We start from the raw sequence: 16463 nt of genomic DNA on the forward strand, positions 1-16463 counted from the left end.
CAGTGCCGTAAGAAGATACTTCGCTCGTTTCACATTTCCCTCCCTGGAGCATTCGCCCCTTATATCGGCGATACTCAACAGCTCAGGATGAGAGTCAACAAAAGCTGAACTGGCTCATTGATTTCATTCCATCCATGTCATACGCTCTCATTTAATGATACGAAATGACACGAGATCGATGTGCCGCGCCCGACAATTCGCGACCTCTCTGAAGCAGCAGGAGTGTCCATCTCCACCGTGAATCGGGTGCTGGCCGGTGCCGAGAACGTCCGCGATGCCACCATGAGGCAGGTCCGGGATGCCGCAGAGCGGATCGGCTTCTATGGGCTGGGGACCATTCAATCGAGCGTCTCCGCGCGCCGAGCCAAGCACCGGTTCGGTTTCCTGTTGCTGCAGCCGACCCGACTTTTCTACAGGAACGTGGCGGCTGCGCTGGAGGCAGCCGCACGAGGCCTGGAGGGCCACGACATCGACCTCGAGATCGAGTTTGCCGAAGACCTGGCGCCACAGACCACGGCTTCGAAGCTGCTGGCGCTGGGGCAGACCTGCGATGCGATCGGTGTCGTGGCGCCGGTTCACGCCCTGGTCGCCGGCGCCATCGGCGAACTGGAGCAGCGAGGGGTGCCAGTCTTCGCGCTGATCTCGCAGAGCTCACCCACCGGTCAGTTGCGCTATGTTGGGCTCGACAACTGGAAAGTGGGCCGGACGGCGGCCTGGGCGGTCGCCCATACGTGCAAGGAGGCGGGCAAGGTTGCGATCCTCGTCGGCAGTCACCGATTCCGCAGCCAGGAAATGAACGAAAGCGGTTTCCGGTCGTACTTCCGCGAGCACGACCCGCACTTCACCGTTCTCGAGGCGCTCTCGACCTTCGAGACCAGCAGCGTGTCCCAGGAGATCACCGAAAGACTCCTCAACGAGCATCCGGATCTCGCCGGCGTTTACGTGGCCGGCGGCGGCATCACTGGCGTACTGTCCGCCCTGCGCAACGCCGGCAGGGCCGGTGAGATTGTCGTCATCGCCCACGACCTAATGGATGTGACGCGCGCGGCCCTACTCGATCATTCGGTGACCGTGGTGTTATCCCATCCACTGGAGCGTCTCGCCACCGAGATCGTCTCGAACATGGTGCGCGCGACATCCAACCTCGAGGACACTCGCAGCCAGACAAGCATCCTGCCCTTCGACATCTTCACATCGGAGAACGTCTAGCGGGCAAATGTCGGTGCGCTACATGGCACCTGGTGGAATCCGAGACGGAGCCGCATTCAGGGGAAGTCAGTCAGACGGTGCCTAGATGATGGCCTCCGCTTTGGGCCACTAGCGGACATCCGGTTGGTCGACGTGGGCAGGGTTGTGCGTACCAGAAGGCGCTATATTGGCCGGCAAGACGGCAGAATGCCTGGAAATCTGGTGCGACGCAGGTCAGCGACCACGTGCTGATGTTGTCCGTTATTTGCGGTGACCTTGCGGCTGTTTCGATAAGGGCCGAGGTCCGCTTTGCGCCAAGCGGACGCTCAGGGGCTAGTTTCTGCCCCTGCCAGGCGAGCTAACTGGACCAAGCACAACAGCGCAAACAGTCCAATCGTGATCTTACACGCTAGCAGGACGCTCGCGGATCGGGATGTTGAAGCGTCAGCTCGTCGCCCTCGAACGCCCAGATCGTGATACCGATCTCGTCGACGGTCGCCGGGTCGTAGCCATATGCGAATAGAATGGCCTCGGACCTGTCCCACTCTACCGTGACGCTGCCGGGCTGAGAGTGGTGATATGTGAAGAAGTCCTCGTGGCCGGAAAACGCCGGAACCTGCCACAGCAGGGCATCGCCTTGCGTGAGACGAATGAAACCCGGCCCGCGGGCCCAGAACTCGAGCCTGTAGCCAGAGGAGTGGTTGATGGACGCTTCCATTTCAGATCCCTGCGCCGCTCAAGGCGTGAGGTTCCCGGCCAGCTGCCCCGGCACAGGCGTTCCTCGAAACGCATTCACCGACCTGTCCATCAGCACCTGCGCATCGCTGCCGGAGTCCAGCACCGTGTTGTGGCTGGCCCCTGGCTCGATCTTGACGGCAATCACCTCGAGAGCTGTCAGGTTCTTTGTTGCCAGAATTGCCTCCACCTGCGTGGCAAAACATTCGCTGTTCGGTGCGTCGCTCGCATGCGAACTCTCGGTGGTCGCCACGATGTGATTGTTCGCGACATAGTTGCCTTTGCCCGAGACGATCCGGATGATCACCGGCCTTTCGTTGGCAGGCTTCAGGTACTGGGTGTCAATCGACTCCGAGATATGGTTCGCCATCACCGAGTTGTTGTCGCCGTTGAGATGGAGGAGCCCGAACTGGTCATCGAGCCCATTGTCGTATCGGGTCATCGGCGCCCACGGCTCGCGGTCGCGAAAGAAGTGATTGGAAGCGACCAGATTCTCCGAGCAGTTGCCTGAGAAGACGAGCATCCCCGGATAGAACGAGTGGAGCCTGTTCCCCGTTATCGACGACCTGACAACCCCGGAAAGGGCGATGCTGCTCCGCCCCCGGGGGAAGACGTTGTTGCCCGATACCAGCAGACCACCGAAATTCTCGGCATAGATGGAATGCCCGTCATAGCCCGCCCCGATCAGGTTGCTGGCGATCCGCGACGCCTGCCCCATGCCCCTGAGCTCGATGCAATTGCCGCATTCGGCGATGAAGTTGCTTTCGATGGCGCAGGCATCGGTATGATGCGAGACGACGCCATGCTCAAGGTAGACCAGCCCCATGCCGGTGATCCGGAACGAGTCGTTGGCGCTGGCGACATGGATCCCGGTCTTGCCATTCCTGTACGAGTTCTCGGCCTCATCGCCGGAGCCGCCGGAAAAGTGCAGGCCGTCTATGCAGAAGTCCGCGAACTCGACCGAACTGATGCGCGGGTTGCCCGCACGCTTGACGAGAAATGCCGCGCCGTCCCCCTCCGCCGCGCCCGGCTGGACGGCGATATCGACGATCACGCGACTGCCCCCCGGCCAGATTTCGTGCCACTGCCTTAACTGATCTCGCGGCGTGTTGAAACGGATGCTGGACGATGTGAAGCCGTGGCCGGATCCGGCAATCCTGAGGAAGCTGATGTCGATGACGACCTGCGTCTTCAGCCTGTAGTCGCCCGGCGGGATGTAGATCACCGCACCGGGCTTGCCTCCGTCGTTTAGGTCGGCCACCGCCTGCCGGCGCCTGATGTCGGCGATGATGCCGTTGATCACCGCGCCGATGTCCTCATGCGGATTTCCGGCTGACCACTCGGTGACGTCGTAGACATTGGAGCTGCGCATACCGGCCTCTTCCTCGGAAACTCTTGTTCTGGTGGGAGCGCGCATGGTTCAGCCTTTCACCGCCCCGAAAGTCAGACCGCCGACGATCTGCCTTTGCAGGACAAGCGTGACGAGGATGACGGGGAGCGAGTAGAGCACCGCCGCGGCGGTCATCGGCCCCCATGCAAGGCCATAGACCGAGTTGAACTCGGCAATGAAGATCGGCGCCGTCTTGCTGTTCTGCGAGGTGAGCAGCAAGGCGAACAGGAACTCGTTCCAGCTGGCGATGAAGCTGAACAGCGCCGTGACGGCGAGGCCACCCGGCGCCAGCGGCAGCATGATGCGCCAGAACGCCCCGAAGCGGCTGCAGCCGTCGATGCGCGCTGCCTCCTCAAGCTCCTTCGGCATGCCCTCGAAGAAGGCCGCCATCAACAGCAGCGCCAGCGGCACGGCCGTGGAGGTGTGTGCGAGGACCAGCCCGATCTTGGTGTCCAGCAGGCCCAGCGACTTCAGGATCTGGAAGAGCGGCACGCCCAGCGACACCGCCGGCACCATGCGGGTAATGAGTGCAAACAGCAGGAAGAGCACGGTGATCCGCCGCCGATACAGCGCCGAGACGTAAGCGGCCGGAACCGAGATCAGCAACGACAGTAGCGTCGTCAGGATGGCGACGAGCGCCGAGTTCATGAACGCCTGAGGCAGCCCGGCCGTGCTGACGACAGTGCCGAAATTCTCGAACGAAACCCGGTTGGGGAAGAACGAGGGCGGGATCTGCTGCACGTCGACCGCTGGTTTCAGCGAGGTCGAAACCAGGTAGACGTAAGGCAGGGCATAGGACAGCACCAGCAGCAGGGCCACCGCATTGATCACCACCTTGCCGGCATCTTGTGGGACGCGATCAGCCACGGTCGGTCCTCCAGATCTTCCAGTAGGCGAGGCCCGCAAGGGCAATCATGAAGGCGAGGAACAGCGTCGCCGAGGCCGAAGCCTGGCCAAGATCGCCGTAGCGAACCATGCGCTGATAGATATTCATCGACAGCACTTCGCTGGCCTGCCGGGGACCGCCCTGGGTCTGGATCCAGATCAGGTCGAAGGTCTTGAGCGCGTCGATGCCGCGCACGATCACCACGACTGCAAGCACCGGCCGCATCATCGGCAGGGTGACGTGCCAGAACCGCTGGACGGCAGTTGCGCCGTCGATGCGCGCCGCCTCGAACAGGTCTTTGGGGATGTTCATCAGGCCGGCATAGCTGACCAGGGCCACGAACGAGGTAGTGAGCCAGATGTCGGCGACAGCCACCGAGTAGATCACGATATCGGTGTCGGATAGCCACTTGATATCGCCCGGATCGGCGATGATGCCAAGCGCGGCCAGCCCGTAGTTGAAGATGCCGATATTGCCGACGAGCAGAAACCGCCACAAGAGGCCCGCGACGATCGGGGAGATCATCAGCGGCAGCGCGAAGATGGTGCGGTGCCAGTGCGAATGCTTGGCGATCGCCGAGAACAGAAGCGCCGCGCCGAAGCCGAACAGCAGCTCGAAGGTGAGGGCAAAGGCTGAGTACTTCAGCGTCCGGATAGCGGATTCGAGCATCCGCTTCGAGGTGAACACCTCGGCATAGTTCGCCAGCCCGACCCAGACGCGGTTCGCCGGATCGATCAGTTTGACGTCGAAGAACGAGTTGTAGACGAGCAGTGCGACCGGGTAGGCGACCATGAACCCCAGGAACAGCACGGCAGGCAGCAGCATAAGCAGCACGAACCTGCGTTCGGTCATGGCTTCCTCCCAGTTATGCACGTGGACGCCGAGGCGGCGTGCCGCCGCCCCGAACCTGACTGCTCTAGGGCTTACTGACCCAGGATGTCTCGAGCGGTGACGGCCGCATCTTGCAGCAGCGTGGCCACGTTGTCTTCGCACTCCAGCGCCCCCTGGAAAGCGGGCATGACGGCTTCGTCAACGATCTCCTGGTAGTGCTCGTTGAGCGGGCGCCCCTTGGTGGCGGGCGCCGACAGCGTGTCCATCAGCGGGCCGAAATGCTCGTAGCCGGGCTTGCCCATATAGCTCGCATAGGCCGAGTTGGTGGCGGCGAGCCCCAGCGGAGCTTCGATGCCAAGCGCGTTATGTGCCACCGCATAGGCAACGAACTGCCGCGCCGCATCCTTGTGCTGCGACGTCGAGGGAACCACGTTGTACCAAGGGCCGGGGATGCCGGCGACGCCTGCACTACCTCCGATCATGGGCGCCACCCCAACCTTGCCGGCGACTCTGCTGTCCTCCGGCGTCATCTTGTAGGCGTGTGCCCAGAACTTCATCATTGCCGTCTGACCCTGGTAGAATAAGTTCTGAGCTTCGCCCCAATTGATCTCGAGTGCGTTGTCCGGCGCCGATTTGTCTTCGCATAGCGGCGCCCGGTAGAACTCGAGCGCATCGACGTGGGCCTGATTGTCGAGGATCACCTTGCCCCCGGCATCGAGGATCACGCCGGGCGAGCCGGCTTGCAGCACCTCGGCCATCCACTCTTCCGAGGTCGCGCCGATGATGTTGGTGCCGTACATGCCGTCCTTGGTGAAGAACTTGGCCATGTCGCGCCACTGCTGCCAGGTGGCCGGCGGGGCGAGGTCGTAGCCATACTGTTCCTTGAAGGAGGCCTGGTTGGCCGGGTCTTCCCACAGATCCTTACGGTAGAAGACGATCTCGGCATTCGCCCAGGCAGGCATGCCTATCATCTTGCCGCCGACATTGGCGTCAGCGACCAGGGCTGGGGGAATGTCGGCCTTTACCGCGTCGGTGAAGAGGTCGCTGAGGTCCTCGACATGCGACGCGAAAGCGGCGTTCCAGACCACGTCGATGGTCACCACGTCATAGTTCGAAGTTCCCGAAGCGATCTCGGCCGTGAGCTTGTCGTAGACGCCCTGGTAGGGCACCTCGACGAAGTTGACCTCGATGCCGGTTTCCTTGGTAAAGGCATCGGCGGCGGCTTGCTGCAGAGAATGACCCCCACCCTCGACCAGCACATTTATGGCTTCGGCATTGGCAGCGGACGTGGCCAGCGAAAGCGCCGCCACCGTGCACAATAGCGTCTTGTTCATGTCTCCTCCTCCATGTCGTTTGCAGCGGAAGACGACCCGCTGCGAGCTGGACGATATTTTTGAATGTCGACGTCGTCAATCAAAATGTCGACGTCGACATTGCCTATGTCGACGTCGTCGGTTGCGGCGTCGGATTTGTCTCGCTAGTGTTCGCGGGTGAGCGCAAGGGAGGACGAATGGTCAGCATCAAGGATGTCGCGCGTGTGGCCGGCGTTTCCGACAAGACCGTCTCTCGGGTGGTCAATGGCGAGCCGAATGTCACGCCTGACACGATCGAGAAGGTGAAGCTGGCGATTGCCGATCTGGGTTACATCCCAAACTTGGCAGCCCGGAGCATTCGCTCGAACCGCTCGAACACTATAGGCATCGTCACCGACTTCATTTCGACGACGCCCTACTCCGGCGACATCGTCAGGGGCGTGCAGGATTGGGCCAATGCCAATGGTCGTACGGTGCTGCTGGCCAACACCGACGGCAATCGGGAACGGGAGGCCAATGTCTGGCGCACCTTCAAGGCGCATCGCATCGACGGCGTCCTCCACGTCGCGATGTACCATCGGGTGGTGGCGCCGGCGACAGGCGAAGTTTCGATACCGACCGTGCTGGTCAACTCACATGCGGAAGACGGGTATGCATATCCCTCGATCGAGCCCGACGACTTTGGCGGCTCATATGACCTCACCCGGCACCTGATTGCCCTCGGCCATCGCCGGATCGGCTACATCCGGCTGAACCCTTTGCTGTTGGGCGCCAATCAGCGGCTAGATGCCTTCCTCGCCGCGGCGCAGGCAGCCGGCATACCGGAGGACAACCTGATCATCCGCCTGGGAATGGAGGGACCAATCGGCCGCGAGACAAACTATGTCTACCGGGAAGCGCTGGATATCCTTGCCTCGCCTAACCGGCCGACCGCGCTCGTCTGCGGCAATGACGAGATGGCGCTCCAGGCTTACCTGGCCGCCCTCTCCATCGGCCTGCGGGTGCCCGATGACATCACCATTGTTGGCTTTGACGACTTCAGGACGGTTTCGCTCGGCCTCAAACCTGAGCTAACGACGGTAGCTCTGCCCTATTACGATCTAGGGTGGCAGGGGGCCGACATGCTGGATCAGTTAGTGCAGGGCAAGGGCCGCGATACCGAACGACGGATCCTCAAGTGTATCGTGGTCGCACGCGGATCCAGCGCCGAATGGAGGGAAGGTCCGCTTTGAGCCACGAACGGTCATCCACCCCACACCTCAAGCTCTGTGGTGAGTGCTGACGTGGACAACAACCCGGCGCTCAGTGACAGCGTGGCCAGCTTTCTGGACCCGAAGGCCGTGAAGCGCCCCCATGTCTCGAGCCGATGTCGGCAATCACCCACATTCGCCGTAGTTCCGCATAGGGCCAATTGTGGGCATTAGCCGGGCCGCCTTGCGCCAGAAACGGCTGCCCGGTGTCCTTCCCGGCGAGGTGCTCAGGACGCCAAAACCCCAGCCGGCCGGCCAGTCGCGGTCTCGAACTCGCCCGTTGCCACCGTCAGGACAACGCTGCCCCTCTTGCGGCCAGTGTCCACATAGGCATGAGCCTCGGCCGCATCCTCGAGCTGGTAGACGCGGTCGATCACTGGCTTCAGCTCGCCGTTCGACGCCAACCTGGCGATGTAGCGAAGATCGTCGGGTCGGGCCGGCACATAGCCGGCGATGACCTCTTTGCCACTGGCTTTTGATGGCTTTCCGATACCGAGAGTTTGCGCGAACGAGCCCTGAATGGCGACAAGGCGGCCGCCAGTCTTGAGCGAGTGAGCACACCGGGCGAACGCGACGGTGCCGGTGGTGTCGACGATGATGTCCCAGGTTTCCCCCGTCATTGCAAAGTCCGTCTGGGTGTAGTCGATCACGCGATGCGCTCCGAGCGCGGCAACCAGCTTCACGTTGGACGTGCTGGTCACACCAGTGACGTCGGCACCGAAATGACGAGCGATCTGTACGGCGGCAGTGCCAACCGCGCCGGATGCGCCGACGACGAGTACGCGATCGCCAGCCTTGATCCGGGCCTTGTCACGCAGGAACGGCAAAGCCGTCATGCTGCCGAAGGACAGCGATGCAGCCTCTTCGAATGACAGGTTGGTCGGCTTGAGGGCAATCGTCCCAGTTTCCGGCATCGTCCGGTATTCGGCGTGGCTGCCGTAGGCGCCACCCGTAAAGGCAATGACCTCGTCGCCCGGGTTGAAGTTTATCACGTCGGCGCCAACCGCCTCGACGATCCCGGCCAGCTCCGTCCCCAAGATCGGCTGTCTCGGCGCGATAAGGCCAAAGACCAGTCGACCAATCAGCCGGAAGCCGGCCGGCATGTTGAGGCTGCGCGCACGAAAGTCACCGGTGGTCACGGTGGTCGCGAGGATGCGGATTAGGACTTCGTTCGGCTTGGGTGTGGGCTTTTCGACTTCACTGAGCGTGACGACGTCGGGTCCGCCATACTGGCGGTAAGTCATGGCTTTCATGGTCTGTCTCCTTGATGCGGCACCGCGCGTTCCAGCGGGCGTCCTGCGGTTCGGGCAAGAGTCGAGTTTGTGGGAAAGGCGTGACTAGTGGTCGGCGCGGACCATCGACACTACGTCGTCAATGGCGTCCAAGACGACGCCTGGGTCTTCGAGCTGCACGGCGTGGCCGCTCTGTTCGGCTACGACGAGCTTGCCCTGGGTGCTGAGGGCAACCAGTTCATTCTGAGCATTCGCCCAATTCGGGATGCCGGCCGTGCTTGCGCCCGCCGCAATCACCACGAGGGGGATCGATCCGAGTGAGAACCCGGTGAGTGCCGGATCGTCGGCTGACCGTGCCAGTCCCTCTTTGGTGGTCTCATCGATGGCAGCGCTCCGGGTTTGCAGGAGGGCCATTTCGGTGGCGACTGCTGGCGGAACCAGGGGGGCGCCAACAAGGCTGGCACCGAGCGCGCGCGCCACACCCAGGTGGCGCGCCAACCCGTAGAGGATGCCCTGCATTTCAAGGGCTGCCCGGAACGCGTCGGCTTCGGCCTTCGGTGTCAGTGCGTCGACGTACTCGCTTCGCGCATCGACGAGAACCATGCCCGCCACTTCATCAGGATAAGTGGACGCAAACATCCGAATGTTCTTTCCGGCAAGGGAATGGCCGACAAGGACGTAAGGGCCGTGAACGCCGGCATTGTTGAGGAGCGTGTGCAGCTCGTCGGCAATGTGGCCGGGGGTTCGCGGAAGCGGGCTGGCATCGCTCCAGCCCATGCCAGCCCGATCGTAGCTGCAGACCCGCGTTGTGCTGGCAGCGTCCGCCTGTACGAGGGTCCAGTCGAGAGACGACCCGCCGAGTCCCGCGTCCATAACAACGGTGGGTGATCCTTTGCCTCGGCAGTCGAGGTGCATCCGATACCCCCCGACATCAACGAGACGCCCGGCGGGGGGATAGATCGATGCGTCAGTGGATCCGGCAACGGTCTCGTAGACCGCGCCCAGTGCCGCGAGTACGGCGACCGATGCGACGGTGCCGCAGGCCGCTCGGAGCAGGCTGCGCAGAATACGTGAGCCTCGCGAGCCTCGCGTCATGCCGGCCGACTTGGACCTGTCGCTGGTAGTGGACAATACAGTCAGTGGTCCGTCTGTGGTCGCGTTCATCTGTATCCCTCTCAAGTGGTTGCTCGAGATCTACGCGGTGTCGGCAGGGCAAGATTGAACGCAGGGGCTAATGTTCCGGGGTTGTGGGCCCGGTCAGGAAGTCGGCCTCAGGCGATTGCACGTAGAGCCGACGCATTTCGCGCACCTTGCTCATTGGCATCGTGATGATGGTGTTGTCTTGGGTGATCAACAGGTATGCCGATGTCACCCTGACAACGACTCCGCGCAACACTCCCCGATCAGTCTCGACCTGGGAGACCGGCCGATCGGGAGCAGAGGCGGCAATACTGTCCGATATGCCGACGGCAGTAGGAATGTAGATCAGTGAGAACACCAGCCAAGCGAGTGGCATGTGTCGCGACTTCACGAGCACGTTTGCGCCAGCTGCAACCACGCCGAGCACGAGGTAACCGCACGCCAGGTGCCCTAACGTCCACTGCAAAGGCCCGCTGAAGAACGCATAAAAGCCGATGCCGGCCAGAACGAGGATGGGTACACCAACTGCAAGCGCGATGGCCTTGCGCTCGGGCGCAGAACGGATCAGTCGTCCGACCATCATCGCGATCCACGCCGCCGCAGCCATAGGTACCAGCGCTACGCCCGCGCCGATCAGTAGGTCCTGCACCGTCAGCAGTGAGATCAAGCTCCATTCGATCGGGGCGAAAAAGCCGAAGTTGTAGAGCGTCGCGCCGACCACGGCGGCGGCGCTCATACCCGTGGCGATCTCGGTGATCGAGCGGCGCTCGAGCGCGAGGTGCTCCTTGAGCATGGTCCGGTCGATCATGACTTGGACCCCTGGACTGCGACTTCGCCAAGCGTTCCTAGAAAGGCCTCAAGCGCGGCCAGCTCCGCATCGCTCATTGCCAGGGGCTTCAGTTCACTGTGTCCGGCAGGTGCATCCGGCGCTGCGTTGTAGTGGCGAACCACCGCCGCCAGGGTCGCGATCTGGCCGGCGTGCATGTACGGCGCGCGCTCGGCTACTCCGCGCAGTGACGGCGACTTGTAGGCGCGCACCAGGTCGTGTCCGTCGCGGTCCATGTAGCGCAGTTCCGCGCAGTCCGCGGGACCGGCGTCGCTGTAAGGGCCGAGACAGTTGAAGGGGTCGGCGAGAACCTGAGCGGTCGCGACGATGCGCCCCGCGTCCTCTGGCAGCCCGGCCACAGCGGGGACGCCGGTATTGTGGAAGTGCTGGTCAGTCAGAAGCGGACCGTTGTGGCACTTGGTGCAGTCTCCCTTGCCGACGAAGAGGCGAAGGCCTTCCAACTCGGTCGGCGAGAGAATTCCGGTGGTGTCTTGTCCTGCTGCTAGCGCATCGGCATAGTTGTCAAAGCGAGTGGGTTGAGGCTCGATCGTCCGCTCGAACGCAGCAATCGCCTTGCCGACATTGGCGAAGACCCGGTTAATCTGGTCGCGCTCTTGTTCGGAAAGTGCGGACGACCACGAAGCCTTTGCAGCGTCTGCACCCATCGGGCTCGCGTGCTCCGGCAAACCGGTCATTTCCGGCAGCAAACCGAATACCGCCTGGTAGAGTAGTTTGCTGAGATGAGGCGGGCGATCTGCGTGCGATCGGCGCCATGCTCTACCGGGCTCTCGAGGGGCCCCAGCGCCTGAGACCACTGGCTATCCTTGCGACCGTCCCAGAACAACCAGGGACTGTAGGCAGTGCCAGCTATCGGCATGGTTCGGCGGTTGGTCTGCCCCATGCCCGTCGCCAGTGGCGTCCCGTCCTGAAATTGCCGTTCCGGCAGGTGGCAAGACGCACAGGCGACCTTGCCGTTGCCACTGAGGCGCGTGTCGAAGAAGAGCGAGCGACCCAGTGCCGCCGCCGCCGGGTCGTCCCCAACCCCGTTGGATGGATCGGACGGGAGGAGTGGCAATGCCGACAGCGACAAGGAGACAATGAGCTTGGCCTCCGCCGGGCTCCACGTGGGGGCTGTCACCTCGAACCAAGACCAACCCGCAATGGCGGTGGCGAGCACGACAGCACCAACAACCAATGGGAGGCGCATGATCTTTCTCAGAGCGTGAGGTTGAAAGTGGCGCTATCGGTGCCGGCGGCACCCGAAACCTCCAGGGTGATCGTCCACCAACCGGGCATGTTAAACTTCATGCCCTCGATCCGGTAACGCCCACCGCCGAGTTCGTCCGTGACCTGCGGCTCGGTCGGGAGGCCATGCCCGTGCTGTGGCATGCCGCCATCGATCGACAGCTCTGCGTGCTCAAGAGGCTGGCCGTCCGCCGTAGTGACCACAACTGTCCACGACTGCATCGTGCCCACGGGAACGGGAGACGCACCGGGCTCCAGTGTGCCGACGTACAGGCCCTGTTCGGTCGTCCGAGTCAGCGAGAGATCGAGATCAGCCGGCGGGGGCTGCATCATCGCAACGGCGCCGATACCAACGACGCCGATCAGCGCAACAGGTAAAAGCCAGAGCAGGCGAAGTGGTGACTTGGACGTCGAACTGGATTTGGGCATATTCAGCCTCCTTCAGGGATGATGATGTTGCAATAGACAGTCGGACCGCCCCACGATTGAACGTAGGGGCTAACCGGGTCGGATCACGCTATCTGTCGGTGGTCCAGTTCCTCGACGCGGGCAGACGTCGGTGCAAGACCGAACATGCGCCGGCACGTGCGCGTCAGGTGAGCGGAGTCGGCGAAGTTGGCAGCGTGGGCTGCTTCGGTCCACGAGCCCCCGGCAAAGCCGATTGACAGCGCCTTGTTGAGGCGCTCCCACAGAACGAACGCGCGCAATGACACTCCGGTCTCAGCCACGAACAGGTGACGAAACCGCCCCGCTGAAAGCCCCGCTCGGCGCGCCAATGAAGCCAGCACGATCGGCTCGTCGATGCGCTGGCGTATCTCGGCAATCGCCGCGATGATCCTTGGATCGACCGCACTCGGTCGAAGGGCGACACCTGCCGCCGCCGCGACAGTTCCCTGCGCCAGCACACGCAACTCGTCGTCGTCTGCCCCGCGGAAATAGGCGGCGGCCATGGGTGCAGCGAGCGGCGCCACAAACCCTGCATCGAGATGGTTGAGACCAAGCTGGGCGCATCTCGCCAGGAGCGTCCGTCCGACGGCGGATTCCGGTTCGAACAGGATGTTTGCAACCACCTTGCCGGGTGCGCGGAAGGCGTGTGGGACATCCGGCGGTATCAGCGCACCCACGCAGGTGACCCATTCGCCGTCCGGCTCAGTCTGGAATTGGGCCTCGCCCTCCAGGGGCACGCAGAGTTGGAGGGCATGATGTGAATGTCGCTGCACGACGCCTGTGACCAGTGCAAGCCAAAGGCTTCCGCCTTCCCAGAACACCACCCTGCCGATGCCCGCGATATCCATGCAACACCCTAGAATATATTGATCCTGGCGAAAATGGCGCTGGCTTGCCGCGGCCAGCTCAAGTTCACTGAGCATTATCTTCTTGCCAACAGCGTACGTTGGCCCCCCGCAACCTCGAGTTTGCGTGTTGATTGCCGTCGGCTTCGACGCTCTCCCGGGCTCCAGCGATTAGTAGTCCCAGGGGCTCAAGGCGTTCCAGCAATTGCTCTCCCGCCTCAGTCAGGCGGTACTCCACTCGCGGTGGAATGACGGGGTAGTGTCGGCGCTCCACCAAGCCTTGCCGCTCGAGCAACTTCAGGCTGTTGGACAGCATCTTCTGTGAGATGTCGCTGTGCTCAGAGCGAAGGACGCCGAAGCGAACAACCCGACCACGCAGCGCGGAGGCGACTGGCAAGGTCCACTTCGACGCGAAAACGGCGAATGTTCCGGGTTCGATTGAGGTAGCGCTCATAGATGCCGTCCCGGAGCGAGATCGCCCCCCGGAACGGCTTCAACGCCGACAGCCACCGAGGGCCACGGAAACACCAGCCGGATGGCGACGCCATAAGTCTTCGCGCCCGTTGTGAAGAGCACAACCAAGGCGGCTCCCGCCTCGGCACGCCGCCGATCTGCCACACCGGGCCTAGTCGCCGGCAGGCTGTTACAGGCTCTCGCGTCTTCGGTTGCCGCCATCGCACTCATTTGACGGACTTCGTCGTCACCATCACGAGGGCCGTAATGGGCTTGCCGTCGATAAGGATGGGGTTGTGGTCCTGGTCGGCAAGCAGGATGCCGATAACGTGGGTGCCTGTTGGGCTCGGGCAGTGGCCGAAGCGTGCCTTGATCAGGTCGCCGCCGAAATCGCTGTTCATGCTGTTATAGGCCCTCCCAGGGATGTTGCAGCTGTCTCCTTCAGGATCGATTTTCATGTGGATGTGGCCACACTCGGCGTTGTCGCCGCACAGCCCTGCCTGAACCAGCGAGAAGTTGCTCTTGACGACGACGCCAATGGTTTGGTCGGCGTCGCCGCCCAGCTCGATGACCGCGCCTTCTGGCGGCCAGACGATTTCGAGGATGGGGGCCTGTTGGGCGTGGGCAGCCCCAAGCGACAGGGCTGTGAAGGCGAGAGCGAGTATCGAGCGGTGCATGGAGGTCTCCTGTTGCGAACGGAATGTCCGCTGGATGCAGTCTTGGGCGTGGATGTGGTGAGGGCGCGTCATCACACTTGGTGACCGGGTGAAAGAAGTCGCGCCCGAAATGATGGTCGGTCGGCCTAGATCAGTGGTGCACTTGTCCCACTGCTGCGCGCCTTCGCTCGCTCCGACCACAGGGCCCAACCCAGCCAGCCCAGCGCTAGTCCCATGGGCACCGCTGCAAATCGCTGAATCTCATGGGGGAGGAACGCGGCTGCCGGAGTGATGATCGCCGCGATGGCGAGCACCATCGCCGGCAGGCGCGGCAGGATGCCAGCGCGAACCGCGGCGATGCCGAACAGCAGCCCGCCCAGCACATAGCAGAGCCCGACAACCCCGTAGGTCGGTACCAGCGCGCCGATATCCATTTCGCCGGGGCTGCCATTGACCACGCCCAGATAGCTATCGACGAAAGCCGGCGTCGATGCCGCCACCACCGGCAGGATGAAGAGCTCGGCAAAGACGAACGCGGTCTGCAGCCAGAACGAGACTGTCAGCAGCAGAAATCCGGCGAGGCCGAGCCAGCCTGTCCTCTCGGCCTGGCGGAGGTAGAGGCCGGCGATTCCGACGAGAAAGAGCAGGCACATCGCGAGCTTGAGGCTGATGATGATGGCCCAGTTGCCCGTGGTGACGGAAGCAAGCATGTCGGGGGGATGGATCGGCTGGATGCCGGCGAAAATGGCGCCGGCGAGAATGGCTGCGAGGCCGGTGCAGCGGACGAGGCCTGGGTAGGTGATCTTCATGGTTCGGTCCCTGATTTGACTACAGCCAAGCCGGTTCGCATCAGCAGCGACGACGAATGGTGCATTGGCCGTGTTGGTTGGAGTTCCGGAGGATGCCCCGCATCCTCCGGAAGGCAGGCAGCGTTAGTCGCGCGCCGCACCGCTGCGACCCGGGGTTGCCGCTTCGAGTGCGGCGAGGGCACCGGGGTTGAAGCCTCTTGCGAGCAGCCAGATGCCGAGCGACAGCTCCCAGAAGAACTCGGGGACAGTGGCGATGACCTGCCAGGTGGAGCCGGGCTCGATGAACCCGAGCAGGATGGCAGCACTGGCAGCGAGGAGCGCCGGTCCGCCGATGAGGCCGAGCACGGACATTGCCCGCGGGATGAGCCGTGACTTGTACATCAGGTAGCCCAGGATCAGGCCGTTGCCGACGCCCACGACGGTGCCGGGACCGAGCAGGAAGGTCCAGTCGTGCAGGACGACCAAGGCCTGGCCGACGATGAGGAGCGCCCCGGCGTCCGCCCCCGCCGCCTCCGCTCGCAGCGTTCCGATCGAAAGCAGGCTGAGAATGCCCACGGCGATGAAGACGGATTCCATGATTCGCACGGCGACGAAGCCAAGTGCGAGGACTTCGCTGACCCGCTTCAGGATGGGGAACAGGACGAGGGCAGTGCCGATGTTGGAGACGATCAGCAGCAGCTCGAGCAGCGCGCCCCAGGAGAGGCCCATGTCCGTGCCGGTACCCATAATGAAGGCCGGATCGTTCAGGACGGGGACGTAGAGCGCGGCGACGGGCGGGATGGAGGTGGCATAGGTGATGAGAAACAGTCCGCCCGCCAGTCTGGCGAGAAGCTGCTGATCAGTGTTCGCACCGCGCCGATGACCGGTGGTTTGCGTCGCAGCGGGATTTGCCGCGTTCGTTTCGGCTCTCAGAGTGGAGATGGTCGCAGTAGTGCTCATTTCTGGTTCCTTGGTTCGCTGAAGTCGGTGGGAATAGTCATGGGAAGGTCGGAGCCGACGCGGATGACCGAGATCAGAGTCAGGCCGAGATCTCGCACGCGCTGGAGCAACCCGTGGAGCGCGGCCTGATCCGCCGCGATGCCACGCAGAGTCGTCGTGCCATCGGCTTCATGGGTCAGGTTTGGCACCGCCAGACGAGCGGCCCAGCGGGCATCCAGGTGCCCGCGCAGGCGAATCTCGTAGGTCTCGGTCGGGTTTGCAGATGGTTTAGTCATGCC

19 protein-coding genes are annotated in these 16463 nt (G+C 62.9%); 2 read left to right on the forward strand and 17 right to left on the reverse strand.

Features of this window, described 5'->3' with window-relative positions; genetic code table 11:
- Window positions 1-180 precede the first annotated feature (180 nt).
- A complete protein-coding gene (locus tag ACOYW5_RS13220) occupies window positions 181-1209 on the forward strand; it encodes a LacI family DNA-binding transcriptional regulator (protein WP_423065353.1) in 1029 nt (342 codons plus the stop codon).
- Between the two features lie 388 nt (window positions 1210-1597).
- On the opposite strand, the gene ACOYW5_RS13225 is transcribed toward ACOYW5_RS13220, so the two are convergent.
- The 5 genes from ACOYW5_RS13225 to ACOYW5_RS13245 form a co-directional block, all read right to left on the reverse strand.
- Window positions 1598-1906, reverse strand: a complete 309-nt coding sequence (locus tag ACOYW5_RS13225) for a hypothetical protein (RefSeq protein ID WP_423065354.1) — start codon at window positions 1904-1906, stop codon at window positions 1598-1600.
- 18 nt (window positions 1907-1924) lie between these two features.
- Complete coding sequence (locus ACOYW5_RS13230; protein WP_423065355.1) at window positions 1925-3295, reverse strand: NosD domain-containing protein; 1371 nt, start codon at window positions 3293-3295, stop codon at window positions 1925-1927.
- A gap of 48 nt (window positions 3296-3343) precedes the next feature.
- Window positions 3344-4180: a carbohydrate ABC transporter permease gene (locus ACOYW5_RS13235; RefSeq protein ID WP_423065356.1), complete on the reverse strand. Its 837-nt coding sequence runs from the start codon at window positions 4178-4180 to the stop codon at window positions 3344-3346.
- The gene (locus ACOYW5_RS13240) at window positions 4173-5051 is read right to left on the reverse strand and encodes a carbohydrate ABC transporter permease (protein WP_423065357.1); all 879 of its coding nucleotides are present in this window, start codon (window positions 5049-5051) and stop codon (window positions 4173-4175) included. The genes ACOYW5_RS13235 and ACOYW5_RS13240 overlap by 8 nt, the downstream gene beginning before the upstream one ends.
- 71 nt (window positions 5052-5122) lie before the next feature.
- Window positions 5123-6364 carry an ABC transporter substrate-binding protein gene (locus tag ACOYW5_RS13245; protein WP_423065358.1) on the reverse strand — a complete coding sequence of 414 codons (1242 nt, stop codon included), beginning with the start codon at window positions 6362-6364 and terminating at the stop codon, window positions 5123-5125.
- A gap of 176 nt (window positions 6365-6540) precedes the next feature.
- Here ACOYW5_RS13245 and ACOYW5_RS13250 point away from each other — a divergent pair, with 176 nt between their 5' ends.
- Window positions 6541-7575, forward strand: a complete 1035-nt coding sequence (locus ACOYW5_RS13250; protein ID WP_423069464.1) for a LacI family DNA-binding transcriptional regulator — start codon at window positions 6541-6543, stop codon at window positions 7573-7575.
- Between the two features lie 245 nt (window positions 7576-7820).
- On the opposite strand, the gene ACOYW5_RS13255 is transcribed toward ACOYW5_RS13250, so the two are convergent.
- From ACOYW5_RS13255 to ACOYW5_RS13310, 12 genes are all read right to left on the reverse strand, one after another.
- Window positions 7821-8846, reverse strand: coding sequence for an NAD(P)-dependent alcohol dehydrogenase (locus tag ACOYW5_RS13255; protein ID WP_423065359.1), 1026 nt, complete (start codon window positions 8844-8846; stop codon window positions 7821-7823).
- A gap of 84 nt (window positions 8847-8930) precedes the next feature.
- Window positions 8931-9989: an alpha/beta fold hydrolase gene (locus ACOYW5_RS13260; protein ID WP_423065360.1), complete on the reverse strand. Its 1059-nt coding sequence runs from the start codon at window positions 9987-9989 to the stop codon at window positions 8931-8933.
- A gap of 67 nt (window positions 9990-10056) precedes the next feature.
- Window positions 10057-10773: a hypothetical protein gene (locus tag ACOYW5_RS13265; protein WP_423065361.1), complete on the reverse strand. Its 717-nt coding sequence runs from the start codon at window positions 10771-10773 to the stop codon at window positions 10057-10059.
- Window positions 10770-11486, reverse strand: a complete 717-nt coding sequence (locus ACOYW5_RS13270; RefSeq protein ID WP_423065362.1) for a cytochrome-c peroxidase — start codon at window positions 11484-11486, stop codon at window positions 10770-10772. The genes ACOYW5_RS13265 and ACOYW5_RS13270 overlap by 4 nt, the downstream gene beginning before the upstream one ends.
- The gene (locus ACOYW5_RS13275; RefSeq protein WP_423065363.1) at window positions 11483-11998 is read right to left on the reverse strand and encodes a cytochrome-c peroxidase; all 516 of its coding nucleotides are present in this window, start codon (window positions 11996-11998) and stop codon (window positions 11483-11485) included. Before ACOYW5_RS13275 ends, ACOYW5_RS13270 begins: the two co-directional genes overlap by 4 nt.
- An 8-nt stretch (window positions 11999-12006) precedes the next feature.
- A complete protein-coding gene (locus ACOYW5_RS13280) occupies window positions 12007-12465 on the reverse strand; it encodes a FixH family protein (protein ID WP_423065364.1) in 459 nt (152 codons plus the stop codon).
- An 83-nt stretch (window positions 12466-12548) separates the two neighbouring features.
- Entirely contained in the window at window positions 12549-13406 is an 858-nt protein-coding gene (locus ACOYW5_RS13285; protein WP_423065365.1) for a helix-turn-helix domain-containing protein, read from the reverse strand.
- Window positions 13396-13782: a winged helix-turn-helix transcriptional regulator gene (locus tag ACOYW5_RS13290; RefSeq protein WP_423065366.1), complete on the reverse strand. Its 387-nt coding sequence runs from the start codon at window positions 13780-13782 to the stop codon at window positions 13396-13398. Before ACOYW5_RS13290 ends, ACOYW5_RS13285 begins: the two co-directional genes overlap by 11 nt.
- Window positions 13783-14008: 226 nt before the next feature.
- A complete protein-coding gene (locus ACOYW5_RS13295; RefSeq protein WP_423065367.1) occupies window positions 14009-14458 on the reverse strand; it encodes a hypothetical protein in 450 nt (149 codons plus the stop codon).
- Window positions 14459-14583: 125 nt separating this feature from the next.
- The gene (locus ACOYW5_RS13300; RefSeq protein WP_423065368.1) at window positions 14584-15246 is read right to left on the reverse strand and encodes a hypothetical protein; all 663 of its coding nucleotides are present in this window, start codon (window positions 15244-15246) and stop codon (window positions 14584-14586) included.
- Window positions 15247-15369: 123 nt separating this feature from the next.
- Entirely contained in the window at window positions 15370-16185 is an 816-nt protein-coding gene (locus ACOYW5_RS13305; protein WP_423065369.1) for a DUF4386 domain-containing protein, read from the reverse strand.
- Entirely contained in the window at window positions 16182-16460 is a 279-nt protein-coding gene (locus ACOYW5_RS13310) for a hypothetical protein (RefSeq protein ID WP_423065370.1), read from the reverse strand. Before ACOYW5_RS13310 ends, ACOYW5_RS13305 begins: the two co-directional genes overlap by 4 nt.
- Between the last annotated feature and the right edge of the window lie 3 nt (window positions 16461-16463).

It is taken from the genome of Devosia sp. CN2-171, from assembly GCF_049354815.1.
GTDB lineage: Bacteria > Pseudomonadota > Alphaproteobacteria > Rhizobiales > Devosiaceae > Devosia_A.

Excerpts from the sequence above, each read along its gene's own strand:
- ACOYW5_RS13290 (WP_423065366.1), bottom strand. The coding sequence starts at position 13,782 with ATGAGCGCTACCTCAATCGAACCCGGAACATTCGCCGTTTTCGCGTCG.
- ACOYW5_RS13240 (WP_423065357.1), bottom strand. The coding sequence starts at position 5,051 with ATGACCGAACGCAGGTTCGTGCTGCTTATGCTGCTGCCTGCCGTGCTG.
- ACOYW5_RS13285 (WP_423065365.1), bottom strand. The coding sequence starts at position 13,406 with ATGCTCAGTGAACTTGAGCTGGCCGCGGCAAGCCAGCGCCATTTTCGC.
- ACOYW5_RS13250 (WP_423069464.1), top strand. The coding sequence starts at position 6,541 with ATGGTCAGCATCAAGGATGTCGCGCGTGTGGCCGGCGTTTCCGACAAG.
- ACOYW5_RS13310 (WP_423065370.1), bottom strand. The coding sequence starts at position 16,460 with ATGACTAAACCATCTGCAAACCCGACCGAGACCTACGAGATTCGCCTG.
- ACOYW5_RS13265 (WP_423065361.1), bottom strand. The coding sequence starts at position 10,773 with ATGATCGACCGGACCATGCTCAAGGAGCACCTCGCGCTCGAGCGCCGC.
- ACOYW5_RS13225 (WP_423065354.1), bottom strand. The coding sequence starts at position 1,906 with ATGGAAGCGTCCATCAACCACTCCTCTGGCTACAGGCTCGAGTTCTGG.
- ACOYW5_RS13245 (WP_423065358.1), bottom strand. The coding sequence starts at position 6,364 with ATGAACAAGACGCTATTGTGCACGGTGGCGGCGCTTTCGCTGGCCACG.
- ACOYW5_RS13275 (WP_423065363.1), bottom strand. The coding sequence starts at position 11,998 with ATGCGCCTCCCATTGGTTGTTGGTGCTGTCGTGCTCGCCACCGCCATT.
- ACOYW5_RS13230 (WP_423065355.1), bottom strand. The coding sequence starts at position 3,295 with ATGCGCAGCTCCAATGTCTACGACGTCACCGAGTGGTCAGCCGGAAAT.
- ACOYW5_RS13280 (WP_423065364.1), bottom strand. The coding sequence starts at position 12,465 with ATGCCCAAATCCAGTTCGACGTCCAAGTCACCACTTCGCCTGCTCTGG.
- ACOYW5_RS13270 (WP_423065362.1), bottom strand. The coding sequence starts at position 11,486 with ATGACCGGTTTGCCGGAGCACGCGAGCCCGATGGGTGCAGACGCTGCA.
- ACOYW5_RS13295 (WP_423065367.1), bottom strand. The coding sequence starts at position 14,458 with ATGCACCGCTCGATACTCGCTCTCGCCTTCACAGCCCTGTCGCTTGGG.
- ACOYW5_RS13305 (WP_423065369.1), bottom strand. The coding sequence starts at position 16,185 with ATGAGCACTACTGCGACCATCTCCACTCTGAGAGCCGAAACGAACGCG.
- ACOYW5_RS13255 (WP_423065359.1), bottom strand. The coding sequence starts at position 8,846 with ATGAAAGCCATGACTTACCGCCAGTATGGCGGACCCGACGTCGTCACG.
- ACOYW5_RS13300 (WP_423065368.1), bottom strand. The coding sequence starts at position 15,246 with ATGAAGATCACCTACCCAGGCCTCGTCCGCTGCACCGGCCTCGCAGCC.
- ACOYW5_RS13260 (WP_423065360.1), bottom strand. The coding sequence starts at position 9,989 with ATGAACGCGACCACAGACGGACCACTGACTGTATTGTCCACTACCAGC.